We start from the raw sequence: 14,957 nt of genomic DNA, 5'->3' as shown, positions 1-14,957 counted from the left end.
GGGCCCGGTCCGCGTGGGGCCGGGGCCCCACCAGCCCTATCCCCCCCCGGCCCCCCGCCGCCGGGCACCCCCCCCGCCGGGCCCCCCGGGGGGGGGGGGCCGCGGGCGGCGGCGGCCCGGGCCGTCCCCTGACCCGGACGGCCCGGCCGCCGCCGACGCGGGGACGCCACCCGCCCCCTACGACCGCGACGCCGACGATCCGGGGGACCCGGAGTCGGTGGCCCGGGCCATCTGCCTGCGGGCGCTGACCGGCGCGGCCAGGACCCGCCAGCAGTTGGCCGACCTGCTCGAGCGCCGCGGCGTGCCCGAGGAGGCCGCGACCGCGGTCCTCGACCGGTTCGGCGAGGTCGGGCTCATCGACGACGCCGCCTTTGCCCGCGCCTGGGTCACCTCCCGGCAGGCCGGCCGCGGCCTGGCCCGGCGGGCGCTGCGCGCCGAGCTGCGCGCCAAGGGCGTCGACGGGGAGGACGCCGAGCAGGCCCTCGCCCAGGTCGACGAGGAGGACGAGCGGGCCGCCGCCCGCCACCTGGTGGAACGCCGGCTCCCGGCGCTGCGCCGGGTGGACCGCGTCACCGCCACCCGCCGGCTGATCGGGATGCTCGCGCGCAAGGGCTACAACGGCGGGCTGGCCGCGGGGGTGGTCCGCGAGGTCATGGACGAGACCGGCTTCGGCACCGACACCGACGAGAACGCCGCGAGCTGGGACGACGCCGACCTCTGACGGCGTCCGACCGGGCCCGCGCGGACCACGGAACGACAGCGGCCGGCCGCCCTCGGGGCGACCGGCCGCTGACCGCCGGGGGTGGGTTCAGCCCGCCAGCGGGGTGGCGACGGCGGGCATCGCCTCGGTCGCCGGCGCGTGCGCGGGCCCCTGGGCCGCCTGGGCCCGCTGCACGGGCATCGCCTGGGTCGCCAGCCCGGCCGCCGCGGGGCGGCCGGTCCACGCGGTGAGGTCGACCGCGACGCCGTCGGGCGCCTCGTCGTCGGCGACCAGCCACTCGCCCTCGTCGCCCACGCGGGCGGCGAGCCACTGCTGGATGTGCTGCTCGAACGTGCGGTCGGGCAGCACGGCCGGCCGGCTGACCGGGCCGAGGAAGGTCAGGTCGCGCTCGCTGCCGTCCGCGGCGCGCAGCACGACGCGGCAGCGGGCCCGCCGGTGCCGGGCCGGCGGCACGGCCTCGCGGACCACGGCGGTCTGGGCACCGGCGGCGACGGCGAACTGCGTGGCGGCCGCGCGGAGGCGGTTCACGAAGTCCTGGGCGACGTCGACCTGCCCGTCGGGCAGGCGCACCACCGACGGCAGTGGCGGCACGGCGGGGCGGAGAGCGGTGTCCACGGATCCACTCTCGGCAGTCCCGCCGTGCCGGCTGACCGCCCGCGCGTCCGGGGTGCGCCGCGGGGCGGACGGGACAGCGCGTGACCGTTCCGTGTCCCGCGGCGCAGCCGGGTCAGACCGGCCCGCCGCCCCCGTCCATCTCGGCGCTGGTGAGCGACTCGACCGGCTTGGCCGCGGCCGCCTTCGTGTTCCGGCGGGTGCGCTTCTCCACGTACCGCGCCAGCCAGGACAGCAGCACGTTGACCACGATGTAGATCACCGCGGCGGCCACGTAGAGCTGGAACGTGTAGGTGTTGCCGAAGGAGAAGGCGAAGAACTCCACCAGGCTCCGGGCGGTCCGCAACAGCTCCACGTAGCCGACGATGAAGCCCAGCGACGAGTCCTTGAGCAGCACGACCAGCTGGGCCACCAGCACCGGCAGCATCCGGCGCACCGCCTGCGGCATCAGCACCAGCGTCATGACCTGCGTCTTGCGCATGCCGAGCGCGAAGGCCGCCTCCCGCTGGCCGCGGTCCACCGACAGGATGCCGGCGCGGAAGATCTCGGCCAGCACGGCCATGTTGTAGAGCGTCAGACCGAGGACCAGCGCGCGGAACGCGGTCATCGGGACGCCGACGGTCGGCAGGAACAGCAGGCAGAACAGGATCAGGATCAGCAGCGGCACGGCGCGGAAGAACTCGATCACCACGCCGACCGGGGCCCGCACCCAGGCGTGGTCGGACAGCCGTCCCACGGCCAGCAGGGCGCCGAACACGGTGGCCAGCACCATGCCGACGGCGGCCGCGGCGAGGGTGTTGAGCAGGCCCTCCCAGAGCGCCTGCGGCACCCCGGACGCCGGGTCGAACAGGATCGCCCAGCGGTCGGGCTCGAGCTGGCCGTTGACGCCCAGGCGCCACAGCGCCCACCCGACGAGCGCCGCGATGACCAGCGCACCGACGACGGTGCCGATCCGCTGGCGGCGGCGGGCCTGCGGGCCGGGCAGGTCGAACAGGACGGTGCTGCTCATCGGACGATCGCCACCCGGTTCTCGACCACCCGGATCAGCCAGGCGGAGGGCAGTGTGATGACCAGGTAGCCGGCGACGACCGCGGCGAACACGGCGAGCAGCTGGTCGGCGTTGGTGTTGGCCAGCCGCTGCAGGGCGGCGGTCAGGTCCGTGACCGCGAAGCCGGCGGCGATCGAGGTGTTCTTCGCCAGCGCGATCCACACGTTGCCCAGCGGCGGCACCACGGTGCGGAAGGCCTGGGGGAGCACCACCTGGCGCAGCGACTGGCCGAAGGTCAGGCCCAGCGCGCGGGCGGCCTCCGCCTGGCCCGGCGGGACGGCGTTGATGCCCGAGCGCAGCGCCTCGCAGACGAACGCGGCGGTGTACAGCGACAGCGCGGCGACGGCGGTGATGAACCGGCTCGGGAACTGCAGGTCGATCTGCACGATGCCGAACGCGAGGAAGAAGAACACCACCGTCAGCGGGGTGTTGCGGAAGACCTCGACGTAGAAGGTCGCCAGCCCGCGCAGCGGCGGCACGGGGCTCACCCGCATGCCCGCGAGCACGGTGCCGAGCACCAGGGCGCAGACGCCGCTGACGACGGCGAGGGAGAGCGTCGTCAGGAACGCGCTCCACAGGAGGTCGGAGTTGTCGCTGAGGAACTGCACCGCGCCCTCGAGAGGTCGGGGACGGGGCGACGCCGCCGGGCGGGAGCCCGCCCGGCGGCGTCGCGGACGTCCGGGTCGGGTGGGATCAGTACCGGTCGACCGTCGGCGGCTCGGGGGCCTCCTCGCCGGTGATCGAGCCGGCGGTGCGGTCCCAGGCGTCGGCCCAGCGGCCGTCCTCGAAGGCCTCCTCGAGGACGTCGTTGATGAAGTTGCGGAACTCCGTGTCACCGAGCGCGAGCCCGATGCCGTAGGGCTCCTCGGTGAACGGGTTGCCCACCAGCTCGAAGGCGCCGTCGCTGCCGGCGACCAGGCCGGTGAGGATGACGTTGTCCGTCGTCACCGCCTGGACGTTGCCGTTGCGCAGGTCGTCGGCGCACTTGGAGTAGACGTCGTAGGTGACCAGCTGGGCCTGCGGGTAGTTGTCCCGGATGTTCTGCGCGGGCGTCGAGCCCTCGACCGAGCACACCGTCTTCCCGGCCAGGTCGTCGGGGCCCTCGATGCCCTCGGGGTTGCCCTCGGCGACCATGATGTCCTGGCCCGCGACGTAGTACGGGCCGGCGAAGTCGACGACCTGCTTGCGCGCGTCGTTGATCGTGTAGGTGGCCACGACCATGTCGACCTGGCCGTTCTGGATGAACGGCTCGCGGTTGGCCGACACCGTCTCGGTCCAGGTGATGCCGTCCTCGGGGATGCCGAGCTCGGCCGCCACGATCTTGGCGATCTCGACGTCGAAGCCCTCGGGGGTGTTCGACTGCGGGTTGAGCAGGCCGAACCCGGGCTGGTCGTACTTGGTGCCGATGGTGATGGCCCCGGCCTCGTTGAGCTCGGCCATCGTCGTGCCGGCCTCGAACTCGACGTCCTCCTGGACCTCGGCGGTGTTCTCGGCCGAGTCCTCGGCCTGGCTGCCCGCCTCGCTGGAGCAGGCGGCCAGGGCCAGGCCGAGGGCGGCGAAGGCCGCGAGTCGTCGGGTGCTGCGCATGGGGTGTCCTCCCGGGTGGGTCAGTGGTTCAGGATCTTGGAGAGGAAGTCACGGGCCCGCTCCGAGCGCGGGGCGGTGAAGAAGGTCTCGGGGTCGGCGGACTCGACGATCCGGCCGCCGTCCATGAACACGACCCGGTTGGCCGCCCGGCGGGCGAAGCCCATCTCGTGCGTGACGACGACCATCGTCATGCCCTCGCGGGCCAGCGCGGTCATGACGTCGAGGACCTCGTTGATCATCTCGGGGTCCAGCGCCGACGTCGGCTCGTCGAAGAGGATGACCTTGGGGTCCATGGCCAGCGCGCGGGCGATGGCCACGCGCTGCTGCTGACCGCCCGACAGCTGGGCGGGGTACTTGTCGGCCTGGTGCCCCACGCCGACCCGGTCCAGCAGCTCGCGCGCCCGCCGCTCGGCGTCGGACTTCGACATCCGGCGCACGCGCGTCGGGGCGAGGGTGACGTTCTGCAGGATCGTCTTGTGGGCGAAGAGGTTGAAGCTCTGGAAGACCATCCCGACGTCGCTGCGCAGCCGGGCGAGCGCCTTGCCCTCCTCGGGCAGCTTCTCGCCGTCGATGCGGATCTCGCCCTGCTGGATGGCCTCCAGCCGGTTGATCGCGCGGCACAGCGTCGACTTGCCCGACCCGGACGGTCCGATGACCACGACGACCTCGCCGCGGTCGATCGAGAGGTCGATGTCCTGCAGCACGTGCAGCTCACCGAACCACTTGTTGACGCCGGTCAGCTGGACGAGAGGTCCTCCGGCTAGCTGGCTGGTCACGTCCGGAACCCTAGGGCCGCGGGCGCGCGCCGACGTCCCGGGGGCGTCACGGTGTAGTAACGAAGGCGGTGACGCCGTGTGACCGGTGTCGCGCCGTACCCTCGCAGGCGTCATGGGAACCGAGGTCGACAGCCCGCCGCGCACCTACCAGGTGCGCACCTACGGGTGCCAGATGAACGTGCACGACTCCGAGCGGCTGTCCGGGCTGCTCGAGGCCGCCGGCTACGCCGCCGCGCCCGAGGGCGAGGACGCCGACGTCGTCGTGCTCAACACGTGCGCCGTGCGGGAGAACGCGGACAACCGGCTCTACGGGAACCTCGGCCACCTGCGCCCGGTGAAGGACGCGCACCCGGGGATGCAGATCGCCGTCGGCGGGTGCCTGGCGCAGAAGGACCGCGGCGAGATCGTGCGGCGGGCGCCGTGGGTCGACGTCGTCTTCGGGACGCACAACGTCGGGTCGCTGCCGGCGCTGCTGGAGCGCGCCCGGCACAACGCCGAGGCGCAGGTGGAGATCGCCGAGGCGCTCGAGGTGTTCCCCTCGACGCTGCCGGCCAAGCGGGACTCCGCCTACTCCGGCTGGGTGTCGATCAGCGTCGGCTGCAACAACACCTGCACGTTCTGCATCGTCCCGGCGCTGCGCGGCAAGGAGAAGGACCGCCGGCCGGGCGAGATCCTCGCCGAGGTGCAGGCGCTGGTCGACCAGGGCGTGCTCGAGGTGACCCTGCTCGGCCAGAACGTCAACGCCTACGGCGTGGAGTTCCGCGACCGGGGCGCGTTCGCCGACCTGCTCCGCGCCGCCGGCCGCATCGAGGGCCTGGAGCGGCTGCGGTTCACCAGCCCACACCCGCGCGAGTTCACCGACGACGTCATCGAGGCGATGGCCGAGACGCCGGCGGTCTGCCACCAGCTGCACATGCCGCTGCAGTCCGGGTCCGACGACGTGCTGCGCCGGATGCGCCGCGGCTACCGGCAGGACCGCTACCTCGGGATCATCGACCGGGTCCGCGCCGCCATGCCGGACGCCGCGATCACCACGGACGTCATCGTCGGGTTCCCCGGCGAGACCGAGGCCGACTTCGAGCAGACCCTCGAGGTGGTCCGGCAGGCCCGCTTCGCGAGCGCGTTCACCTTCCAGTACTCCAAGCGCCCCGGGACGCCGGCCGCCACGATGGACGGCCAGCTGCCCAAGGAGGTCGTGCAGGAGCGCTACCTGCGGCTCACCGCGCTGCAGGACGAGATCAGCTGGGCGGAGAACCGCGCGCAGGTCGGCCGCACGGTGGAGCTGCTGGCCGCGGCGGGGGAGGGCAGCAAGGACGCCCGCACCGGCCGCATGAGCGGCCGCGCCCGCGACGGGCGGCTGGTGCACTTCGCCGGCGGCGACGGCGTCCGGCCCGGCGACGTCGTCGAGACCGTCGTCACCGCGGCCGCGCCGCACCACCTGGTCGCCGACGGCCCGCTGCTGTCGCACCGCCGCACCCGCGCCGGCGACGCGCACGAGGCCGGCACCCGCCCGACCACGCCCGGCGTGCTGCTCGGCATGCCGCGCATCGGCGCCCCCGCCTGAGACGGGAGAGGCCCGCCCGGATCCCCGGGCGGGCCTCCGTCGTCCCGGCTCAGCGGCGGGAGGACCGCTCGGCCTCGGCCAGCCACTCGCGGCGGGTCTCGAGGTCGGCCCGCGCCCGGGAGATCCGCGTCGCGTCCCCGGAGGCCTCGGCCTTGGCCAGCTGCTCCTCGGCCTTGGTGACCGCGGCCCGCATGGAGGCGACCATCGGGTTCTCCGGCGCGGTGCGCACCCGCCCGGTGTCCGCGGCGCCGCGGACCCGCTGCTCGACGGCCTGCATGCGGTCCTCCAGCGAGCGCATCGCGCCGCGCGGCACGTGGCCGATGGCGTCGTAGCGCTCCTGGATCCGGCGCAGCGCGGCCTGGGCGCCGCGCAGGTCGGTCGACGGGTCGAGCTTCTCGGCCTCGGCCAGCAGCTCCTCCTTCGCCTGCTGGTTGGCCAGCTGCTCGGAGTTGCGCGCCTTGTCCGACTCGGCGCGGGCGGTGAAGAAGACGTCCTGCGCGGCGCGGAACTGCTTCCACAGGTCGTCGTCGCCGTCGCGGCCGGTGCGCGGCACCGCCTTCCAGCGGTCCATGAGCGACCGCATCGCGGCGCTGGTCGGGCCCCAGTCGGTCGACGTCGACAGCCGCTGCGCCTCGGCGATGAGCTCCTGCTTGGCCGCGCGGGCCTCGCCGCGCTGGGCGTCCAGCGCCGCGAAGTGCGCGCCGCGGCGGCGGCCGAAGGCGTCCCGGGCGGCGGCGAAGCGCGACCACAGCGCCTCGTCGGTCTTCCGGTCGATCCCGCGGATCGTCTTCCACTCCTCGACGATCGCCTTGAGCCGGTCGCCGGCGGCCTTCCACGACGTCGATTCCGCGGCGATCTGCTCCGCCTCGGCGGCCAGCGCCTCCTTGCGGGCGACCTGCGCGGCGCGGGCCGCGGCCTTCTCGGCGCGCGACTCCGCGGCGGCGGAGTCGGCGGTGCCGACCATCGCGCGGGCGCGGGCGGCCAGCCCGTCGAGGTCACCGACGGCGGTGGCGGTGGGGATGGTGTCGGCCAGCGCCTGCGCCTTGGCCTTGATCTCGTTCGGGTTGCCGGTGTGCGCCCTCAGCCGCGCCTCGAGCAGCCCGACCTCGGTGGCCAGGTCGTCGTAGCGGCGGGCGAAGTGCGCCAGGCCCGCGGCCGGGTCGCCGGCCTGCCAGGAGCCGACCGCGCGCTCGCCGTCGGCGGTGCGCACGTAGACGGTGCCGTCCTCGTCGACCCGGCCCCACTGCGCCGGGTCCGACGCCGCCTCGGCGGCCGCTGCGGTCACCCCTCCGGCAGGCGGCGCGCTCTCGGGGGCCGCGGCAGGGGCCTCGGGGACAGGGGCCTGGGGGACAGCGGTCTCCGGGGCGGCGGCCTCCGCGGCGGGGGTCTCGGGAGCGGCCTCCGCCGTCGGGTCGGCCAGCGCCGCCTCGTCGGGGGTGGGCGCGGCGGGGGTCCCGGCCTCCGGGGTGACCGCGTCGGGACCCGCCGTCTCGGGCGTGGGGACCTGCTGCGACCCGTCTCCGGGGTTCGTCGTGCTCGACACGCACCGCAGTGTCCCACGCCGCATCGGCGAGACTGCTCCGGTGAGCAGCAGTCCCGCCGCAGCCGTCCCGGTCGTCTTCTGCCCGTGCCCGCCGCTGCTGCTCCCCGAGGTCGCCGGACGGGCCGCCGCGGACACCGCCGCGCTGCGCGCCGCGTGCACCGACGCCGTCGCCGCGCTGGTGGCGGCCGCGCCGGGACCGGTGGTCGTCGTCGGCCCCGACGCGGAGGGCCGGCACGGCCCGGGCGACACCGGGGACCTGCGCGGCTTCGGCGTGGACGTCGAGGTGCCGCTGGACGGGCAGGCGCGGCCGGGGGGCCGTCGCCTGCCGCTGTCGCTGACCGTCGGCGCGTGGCTGCTGCGCGGGGCCGGGCACACCGGCCCGCGGGTCGGCGTCGGCCCCGGCGACCTCGCCGCCGTCGTCGCGGAGCTGCCCGGTGCCGGCCTGCTGGTGGTGGGCGACGGCTCGGCGCGCCGCAGCGAGAAGGCGCCCGGCCACCTCGACCCGGCCGCCGCGCCCTTCGACGCCGCCGTCGCCGCGGCCCTGGCCGCCGGGGACGCCGCGGCGCTCGCCGCGCTGGACCCGGCCGAGGGGGAGCGGCTGCTGGCGGCCGGCGTGCCGGCCTGGCGGGCGGCCGGTGCGCTGCTGGCCGGCCGGGACGTCACCGCCGAGCTGCGGTTCGACGACGCCCCCTTCGGCGTCGGCTACCTCGTGGCGTCCTGGAGCGTGGCGTCCTGGAGTGTCGCGTCCCGGACGGCCGCCGGGAGCGCCCCGTGACGCTCCCGCCCGTGGTCGCGGTCGTGGGGCCGACGGCGACCGGCAAGACCGCGCTGGCGGTGACCCTCGCGCAGCGGCTCGGCGGCGAGGTGGTCAACGCCGACTCCATGCAGCTCTACCGCGGCATGGACATCGGCACCGCCAAGCCCGACCCCGCCGAGCGGCAGGGCGTGCCGCACCACCTGCTCGACGTCTGGTCCGTGCGGCAGGCGGCGTCGGTGGCCGAGTACGCGCGGCTGGCGCGCGCCGAGGTGGACCGGCTGCGGGCGCGCGGGGTGCTGCCGCTGCTGGTCGGCGGGTCGGGGCTGTACGTGCGCGCCGTCCTCGACGACCTGGACATCCCGGGCACCGACCCCGCCGTGCGGGCCCGGCTGCAGGCCGAGCTGGAGGAGTCCGGCCCCGCCGCGCTGCACGCCCGGCTGGCCGCGGTCGACCCCGCCGCCGCGGCCGCGGTCCTGCCGTCGAACGGACGGCGGATCGTGCGCGCGCTGGAGGTCGTGGAGATCACCGGCCGGCCGTTCCGCGCGACGCTGCCCGAGCCGCGGCCGCACTACCCGGCGGTGGTCCTCGGCCTGGACCGCGAGCCCGCCGAGCTCGACGAGCGGGTCGCCGCCCGGGTGGACCGGATGTGGGCCGCCGGGTTCGTCGCCGAGGTCGAGGCGCTGGTGGCCGAGGGCCTGCGCGAGGGGCCCACCGCCTCCCGGGCGCTCGGTTACGCGCAGGTGCTCGCCCAGCTCGACGGCGGGCTCACGGCCGCCGAGGCGCGCGAGCGGACGGTCAGCACCACCCGCCGCTTCGTCCGCCGGCAGCGCTCCTGGTTCCGCCGGGACGCGACGACGACGTGGTTCGACGCCGCCCGCCCCGACCTCGCCGACGCCGTCGGGGCGCTGCTGGCCGGCCGTACGATCGGGCGGTGAGCGACCGGTTCCTCCTCGGGCACGGCACCGAGAACGACTTCGTCGTCCTGCCCGACCCCCACGGGGACCGCTGGCCCGAGGACCGCCTCGACGCCGCCCTCGTGCGGCGGCTGTGCGAGCGCCGCGCGGGCCTCGGCGGCGACGGCGTCCTGCGGGTGGTGCGCAGCCGGCACGTGCCCGACGCGCCCGCCGTCCTCGGCGACGCGCTCGACGCCTGCGAGTGGTTCATGGACCACCGCAACGCCGACGGCTCGCACGCGGAGATGTGCGGCAACGGCATCCGGCTGTTCCTGCACGCGCTGGTCACCGAGGGCCTGCTCGACCGCGCCGCCTGCGCCGACGGCGTGCTGGTCGGCACCCGGGGGGGCCCGCGGCGGGTCGGCGCCGGCGCCGACGGCAGCTACTGGGTCGACATGGGCCCGGCCCGGCCGTTCGGCCGCGGCGAGGCCACCGTCGCCGGGCAGGCGTTCCCCGGGCAGGCGGTGTCGATGGGCAACCCGCACCTGGTCTGCCTGACGGACGCGGACCTCGACGCCCTGGACCTCACCGCCCAGCCCGGCTTCGACCCGGGCCTGTTCCCCGAGGGCGTCAACGTCGAGTTCGTGCGGGTGCTCGCGGGTCCGGCCGAGGGCGCCGACGCGCACGTGCGGCTGCGGGTGCACGAGCGCGGCGTGGGGGAGACCCGCTCCTGCGGCACCGGCGCCTGCGCCACGGCCTACGCGGCGCTGGCGGCCGGCGCGGACGGGCCCGCGGTGCGCGGCACCGTCGTGGTCGACGTCCCCGGCGGCCGGCTCACGGTGGACGTCACCCCGGAGACGACGGTGCTGCGCGGTCCCGCCGTCGTCGTCGCCTCCGGGGAGCTGACCGGGGAGTGGCTCGCCGGCTAGGGGTTGTCCGGGGTGTCCGCGCGGGTCTCGGGCTCGTCGGTGGGCGCCTCGGGCTTGTCGGCCGGGCCGGTGTTGCCGGTGCCGCGCGGCTCGCCGCGGCCGGTGTCCTGGTCGGCGCCGCCGAACGGGTTGCGGGGCGGGGTCAGGCCGGCCGGGTCGCGGCCGGGGTCGTCGGTGCCGGCGTCGCTGCTGGTGCTCACGGGGGTCCCTCCTCGGCTGTGGTGTCCGTCCCGCCCTACCCGCCTCCCGGCGGGATGCACCTGACCCGTTCCGGTGTTGTAGGGGGCGTATGACGACTGCAGAGACGACAACCCAGGTGACCGGCGTGGCCTCGCGTGTCACGCTGGACGCGATGACGACCGCCCCCGAGAACACCCCGCTCGACGACGACACGCTCGTCGAGACCCGTCCCGCGCCGGCCGGCCAGTGGGACGAGGACGACGACACGACCGGCTCCTACGCGCTCGAGGCCCGTGGCGCTCTGCGCCGCGTCGCCGGGCTGTCCACCGAGCTCGCCGACGTCACCGAGGTCGAGTACCGGCAGCTGCGCCTCGAGCGCGTCGTGCTCGTCGGTGTGTGGACCGAGGGCACCCAGGCCGACGCCGACCGCTCGCTGGCCGAGCTGGCCGCGCTCGCCGAGACCGCGGGCTCCCAGGTCCTCGAGGCCGTGAGCCAGCGGCGGGACAAGCCCGACGCCGGCACCTACGTGGGCTCGGGCAAGGCCAACGAGATCCGCGACATCGTGGCCGCGACCGGCGCGGACACCGTGATCTGCGACGGCGAGCTGACCCCCGGCCAGCTCAACGCGCTGGAGAAGATCCTCAAGGTCAAGGTGGTCGACCGGACCGCGCTGATCCTCGACATCTTCGCCCAGCACGCCACCAGCCGGGAGGGCAAGGCCCAGGTCGAGCTCGCCCAGATGCAGTACATGCTGCCGCGGCTGCGCGGCTGGGGTGAGTCGCTGTCCCGGCAGGCCGGTGGCCGCGTCGCCGGCGGTGGCGGCATCGGGACCCGCGGTCCCGGTGAGACGAAGATCGAGACCGACCGGCGGCGGATCCGGTCGCGGGTGAGCAAGCTGCGCCGCGAGATCGCCGGCATGGCGACCGCCCGGGCCACCCAGCGCTCGGGCCGCGACCGCAACGCCGTCCCCGGCGTGGCGATCGCCGGCTACACCAACGCCGGCAAGTCCAGCCTGCTCAACCGGCTGACCGGCGCGGGCGTGCTGGTGGAGAACGCGCTGTTCGCCACCCTCGACCCGACGGTGCGCCGGGCCCAGTCGCCCGACGGTCGCGAGTACACGCTCACCGACACCGTCGGGTTCGTGCGGCACCTGCCGCACCAGCTCGTCGACGCGTTCCGCTCCACGCTGGAGGAGGTGGCCGGCGCCGACCTGCTGCTGCACGTCGTCGACGGCTCCGACCCCGACCCGCTCGGCCAGATCGACGCGGTGCACGTGGTGCTGCGCGAGATCGACGCGGCGGCGGTGCCCGAGCTGATCGTCGTCAACAAGGTCGACGCCATGACCGAGGACGACGTGCTGACCCTGCGCCGGGCGCTGCCCGGGGCCGTGTGGGTCTCCGCGCGCACCGGCGAGGGCATCGAGCAGCTGCGCGAGGTCGTGGCCGCCCGGCTGCCGCACCCGGACGTCGAGGTCGACGTGCTCGTCCCCTACGACCGCGGCGACCTGGTCGCCCGCGTGCACCGCGACGGCGAGGTGCTCAGCGAGGAGCACGAGGCCGCCGGCACCCGGCTGACCGCCCGCGTCGACGGCGGCCTGGCCGCCGCGCTCGAGCGGTTCGCCGTCCCGGTCGGCTGACCGCCTCCTCCACCCCGGACCGCCCGGGTGCCCGGCCCCGCGCCGGGTGCCCGGGCGGCTCGCCGTTCCGGCCCGTGAGATCACGGGCGGGTCACGGCCCGGTACCGTGACCCGGTGACCAGCGGCGTGGTGCGGCGCACCTCCGGCGCGCCGGCCGGGCGCCCGGGAGGGGCCGCCCGGCCGCCCGCCGTGGTCGGTGCCGGCCGCCCGCCGTGGTGGCTGCTGCTCGTCGCGCTCGCGTTCACCGTCGGGGTCACCGTCGACCTGCTCAGCCGCGGGGTGCTCGAGCGGCTGGACCTCGAGGTCTCCGAGGTGGTCAGCGCCTGGGACCTGCGCGACTCCCCGGCCTACTGGCCGGTGTGGGCGGTCACCCAGATCGGCGGCCGCGGCACCATCCTCATCGTGCTGGCCGCCCTGGTCGGCTGGCTGTGCCTGCGGGAACGGACGCTGCTGCCCCTGCTGCGGGTGGTCACCGCGCTGGCCCTCCTCACCGTCGTCGTCTACGCGTTCAAGTTCGGCACCGGCCGCACCGCCCCTGCCTATCCCGGCTCGTTCTTCCACCGCGACGGCGCCAGCTACCCCTCCGGGCACGTGGCCAACGCCGTGCTCATGTGGGGCGTGGCGCGCTGGCAGGCGGTCGAGTACGGGCTCGGTCCGCGGGTGCAGCGCACCCTGTGGTGGCTGGCCGTCGTCGGCCCGGTGGCCACCGGGATCGCGATGGTCTCGCTGGACTTCCACTGGGTCACCGACGCCGTCGTGGGCGCGGCCGTCGGGCTCCTGCTGCTGGGCGTGGTTCACGCACTCGACGCGCTGGTGCTGTCACGCTGGGCGAGTGCCCGAGCCGGCCGCCCCTCCGCGTAGCGCCGCCCGGCGGGCCCCGGCCGTCCTGCTGACGACGGTCCTGCTCGCCCTCCCGGCGGGCCCGGCCGCCGCCGAGGAGCCGGCCGCCCCCTCGGTCCGCTGCCAGGTGACCGACCCCCGGCTGGCCGAGCTCTCCGGCCTCGTCGACGTCGGCGACCGGGTGCTCGCCATGGTCGACGGCGGCGACCAGGTCACCGTGTACGTGCTCGACGGCGCCTGCCAGGTGGTCGACGTGACCACCGCGCCGGTGGACCCCTACGACCCCGAGGACCTCGGCGTCGGCCCGGACGGCACGGTGTGGCTGGCCGACACCGGCGACAACACCGCGGTCCGGACGACGGTCGCGCTCGTCGCGCTGCGGCCCGACGGCGGGACGGCGCTGTACCGGCTGACCTATCCCGACGGCCCGCACGACGCCGAGGCGCTGCTGCTCGCCCCCGACGGCACGCCGTACGTGGTGACCAAGGAGGTGCTCGGGGCCAGCCACGTCTACCGGCCGGCCGCGCCGCTGGCCGACGGCGGCACGGTCGCGCTGGCCGACGTCGGCACGGTGGTGTTCACGCTGACCGGCACGCCCGGCGGTCCCGTGGGCCGGGCGGGGCAGCTGATGGTCACCGGCGGGGCGGTGGCCCGCGACGGCAGCCGGATCGCGCTGCGGACCTACACCGACGCCTACGTCTGGCCGCTGACCGGCGCCGACGTGCCGGGGGCGCTGGCCGGGGAGCCGGTGCGGATCGCGCTGCCCGAGGCGCCGCAGGGGGAGGCGGTGTCGTTCACCGCCGACGGGAGCGCGCTGCTGGTGGCCGGCGAGGGCGTGCCCGGGGACGTCACCTCGGTGCCGGTCCCGGCGGGGTCCGCGCCGTCCGCCCCGGCGGGGGCCGACCCGGCCGACCCGTCGCCGTCGGCGCTGCTCGGCGGGGACTCCGCGGGCCTGTCGCCGGTGACCGGGGGCGTGGCCGCGGCCGTCGTCGCGACCGTGCTGGTGTGGTTGGGCGGGCGGCTGCGCCGCCGCCGGTCCGGTGGTCCGCCCGCCGGCGCCTGAGCTCCGGCGCCGGCGGGGGACCTGCGGCTCAGACCCGCCGCAGGACGGTGACGACGCGGCCGAGGATGGTGGCCTCGTCGCCCGGGATCGGCTCGTAGGCCGGGTTGTGCGGCAGCAGCCAGACGTGCCCGTCCCGGCGCTTGTAGGTCTTGACCGTGGCCTCGCCGTCGAGCATCGCGGCGACGATCTCGCCGTTCTCGGCGGTGGGCTGCTGGCGGACGACGACCCAGTCGCCGTCGCAGATGGCCGCGTCGACCATCGAGTCACCGGCGACGCGCAGCATGAACAGCGTGCCCTCGCCGACGAGCTCGCGGGGGAGCGGGAAGACGTCCTCGACGGCCTGCTCGGCGAGCACCGGGCCACCGGCCGCGATCCGCCCGACCAGCGGCACGTAGGTGGGCGCGGTCGAGCCGTCGGCGGCCGCGGCGGGCGCGGCCGGGGCGGTCTCGCCCGTGGTCTCGCCGGGCAGTCGCACGTCGAGCGCGCGGGGCCGGTTGGGGTCGCGCCGCAGCCAGCCCTTCTTCTGCAGCACCGACAGCTGGTGGGCGACCGACGACGCCGACGACAGGCCGACCGCCTCGCCGATCTCGCGCACCGAGGGCGGGTAGCCGCGCCGCTCGATCGAGTCGCGGATGACCTCGAGGACCCGGCGCTGCCGCTGGGTCAGGCCGTCGCCGGCCTCGCCGCGGTCGGGGAAGGTGCGCACGGCGCCCGCGCCGTCCGCGCCGGCGCCGCGCTCCGCGGCCGGACGGCGGGTCGTCGTGCCGCCGCCCCGGGTGCCCTGGCCGGTCCCGCTCGTGCCCGCCAC

Annotated in this window: 16 protein-coding genes; 8 read left to right on the top strand and 8 right to left on the bottom strand. The window is 76.1% G+C overall.

The window, feature by feature from the left end; translation table 11 throughout:
• Positions 1-217: 217 nt before the first annotated feature.
• Positions 218-721: a regulatory protein RecX gene (locus ACI79L_RS19180; protein ID WP_456938312.1), complete on the top strand. Its 504-nt coding sequence runs from the start codon at positions 218-220 to the stop codon at positions 719-721.
• Positions 722-808: 87 nt separating this feature from the next.
• Here the strand turns inward: ACI79L_RS19180 and ACI79L_RS19175 are convergent, their stop codons facing one another.
• The 5 genes from ACI79L_RS19175 to ACI79L_RS19155 form a co-directional block, all read right to left on the bottom strand.
• Positions 809-1,336, bottom strand: a complete 528-nt coding sequence (locus ACI79L_RS19175) for a hypothetical protein (RefSeq protein WP_456938311.1) — start codon at positions 1,334-1,336, stop codon at positions 809-811.
• A gap of 112 nt (positions 1,337-1,448) precedes the next feature.
• Positions 1,449-2,342: an amino acid ABC transporter permease gene (locus ACI79L_RS19170; protein WP_456938310.1), complete on the bottom strand. Its 894-nt coding sequence runs from the start codon at positions 2,340-2,342 to the stop codon at positions 1,449-1,451.
• On the bottom strand, positions 2,339-2,989 hold the full coding sequence (locus ACI79L_RS19165; RefSeq protein WP_456938309.1) for an amino acid ABC transporter permease: 651 nt from the start codon (positions 2,987-2,989) through the stop codon (positions 2,339-2,341). The genes ACI79L_RS19170 and ACI79L_RS19165 overlap by 4 nt, the downstream gene beginning before the upstream one ends.
• 85 nt (positions 2,990-3,074) lie before the next feature.
• On the bottom strand, positions 3,075-3,968 hold the full coding sequence (locus ACI79L_RS19160) for a glutamate ABC transporter substrate-binding protein (RefSeq protein WP_456938308.1): 894 nt from the start codon (positions 3,966-3,968) through the stop codon (positions 3,075-3,077).
• A gap of 20 nt (positions 3,969-3,988) precedes the next feature.
• Positions 3,989-4,744, bottom strand: coding sequence for an amino acid ABC transporter ATP-binding protein (locus ACI79L_RS19155; RefSeq protein ID WP_456938307.1), 756 nt, complete (start codon positions 4,742-4,744; stop codon positions 3,989-3,991).
• Between the two features lie 112 nt (positions 4,745-4,856).
• Between ACI79L_RS19155 and miaB the strand changes: the two genes are divergently transcribed.
• A complete protein-coding gene (miaB, locus tag ACI79L_RS19150; RefSeq protein ID WP_456938306.1) occupies positions 4,857-6,308 on the top strand; it encodes a tRNA (N6-isopentenyl adenosine(37)-C2)-methylthiotransferase MiaB in 1,452 nt (483 codons plus the stop codon).
• Between the two features lie 49 nt (positions 6,309-6,357).
• Here the strand turns inward: miaB and ACI79L_RS19145 are convergent, their stop codons facing one another.
• A complete protein-coding gene (locus ACI79L_RS19145) occupies positions 6,358-7,851 on the bottom strand; it encodes a DUF349 domain-containing protein (RefSeq protein WP_456938305.1) in 1,494 nt (497 codons plus the stop codon).
• A gap of 40 nt (positions 7,852-7,891) precedes the next feature.
• Between ACI79L_RS19145 and ACI79L_RS19140 the strand changes: the two genes are divergently transcribed.
• Genes ACI79L_RS19140 through dapF form a run of 3 tightly spaced genes read left to right on the top strand, consistent with a single transcriptional unit; the run spans position 7,892 to position 10,430 of the window.
• Entirely contained in the window at positions 7,892-8,626 is a 735-nt protein-coding gene (locus tag ACI79L_RS19140; RefSeq protein ID WP_456938304.1) for a hypothetical protein, read from the top strand.
• Positions 8,623-9,543: a tRNA (adenosine(37)-N6)-dimethylallyltransferase MiaA gene (gene miaA / locus ACI79L_RS19135; RefSeq protein ID WP_456938303.1), complete on the top strand. Its 921-nt coding sequence runs from the start codon at positions 8,623-8,625 to the stop codon at positions 9,541-9,543. Before ACI79L_RS19140 ends, miaA begins: the two co-directional genes overlap by 4 nt.
• Positions 9,540-10,430, top strand: coding sequence for a diaminopimelate epimerase (dapF, locus tag ACI79L_RS19130; protein WP_456938302.1), 891 nt, complete (start codon positions 9,540-9,542; stop codon positions 10,428-10,430). The genes miaA and dapF overlap by 4 nt, the downstream gene beginning before the upstream one ends.
• Here the strand turns inward: dapF and ACI79L_RS19125 are convergent.
• Positions 10,427-10,630 carry a hypothetical protein gene (locus tag ACI79L_RS19125; RefSeq protein WP_456928984.1) on the bottom strand — a complete coding sequence of 68 codons (204 nt, stop codon included), beginning with the start codon at positions 10,628-10,630 and terminating at the stop codon, positions 10,427-10,429. The genes dapF and ACI79L_RS19125 overlap by 4 nt on opposite strands.
• Positions 10,631-10,782: 152 nt before the next feature.
• Here ACI79L_RS19125 and hflX point away from each other — a divergent pair, with 152 nt between their 5' ends.
• The 3 genes from hflX (at position 10,783) to ACI79L_RS19110 (ending at position 14,149) form a co-directional block, all read left to right on the top strand.
• The gene (hflX, locus tag ACI79L_RS19120) at positions 10,783-12,246 is read left to right on the top strand and encodes a GTPase HflX (protein ID WP_456938301.1); all 1,464 of its coding nucleotides are present in this window, start codon (positions 10,783-10,785) and stop codon (positions 12,244-12,246) included.
• A gap of 114 nt (positions 12,247-12,360) precedes the next feature.
• Positions 12,361-13,107: a phosphatase PAP2 family protein gene (locus tag ACI79L_RS19115; RefSeq protein WP_456938300.1), complete on the top strand. Its 747-nt coding sequence runs from the start codon at positions 12,361-12,363 to the stop codon at positions 13,105-13,107.
• Complete coding sequence (locus tag ACI79L_RS19110; protein ID WP_456938299.1) at positions 13,079-14,149, top strand: hypothetical protein; 1,071 nt, start codon at positions 13,079-13,081, stop codon at positions 14,147-14,149. The genes ACI79L_RS19115 and ACI79L_RS19110 overlap by 29 nt, the downstream gene beginning before the upstream one ends.
• A gap of 28 nt (positions 14,150-14,177) precedes the next feature.
• On the opposite strand, the gene lexA is transcribed toward ACI79L_RS19110, so the two are convergent.
• Positions 14,178-14,957: a transcriptional repressor LexA gene (lexA, locus tag ACI79L_RS19105; protein ID WP_456938298.1), complete on the bottom strand. Its 780-nt coding sequence runs from the start codon at positions 14,955-14,957 to the stop codon at positions 14,178-14,180.

The organism is Geodermatophilus sp. SYSU D00684, assembly GCF_054050455.1.
The sequence above is the reverse complement of the archived record's forward strand: the minus strand, read 5'-3'. Positions and strand labels throughout refer to the sequence as shown.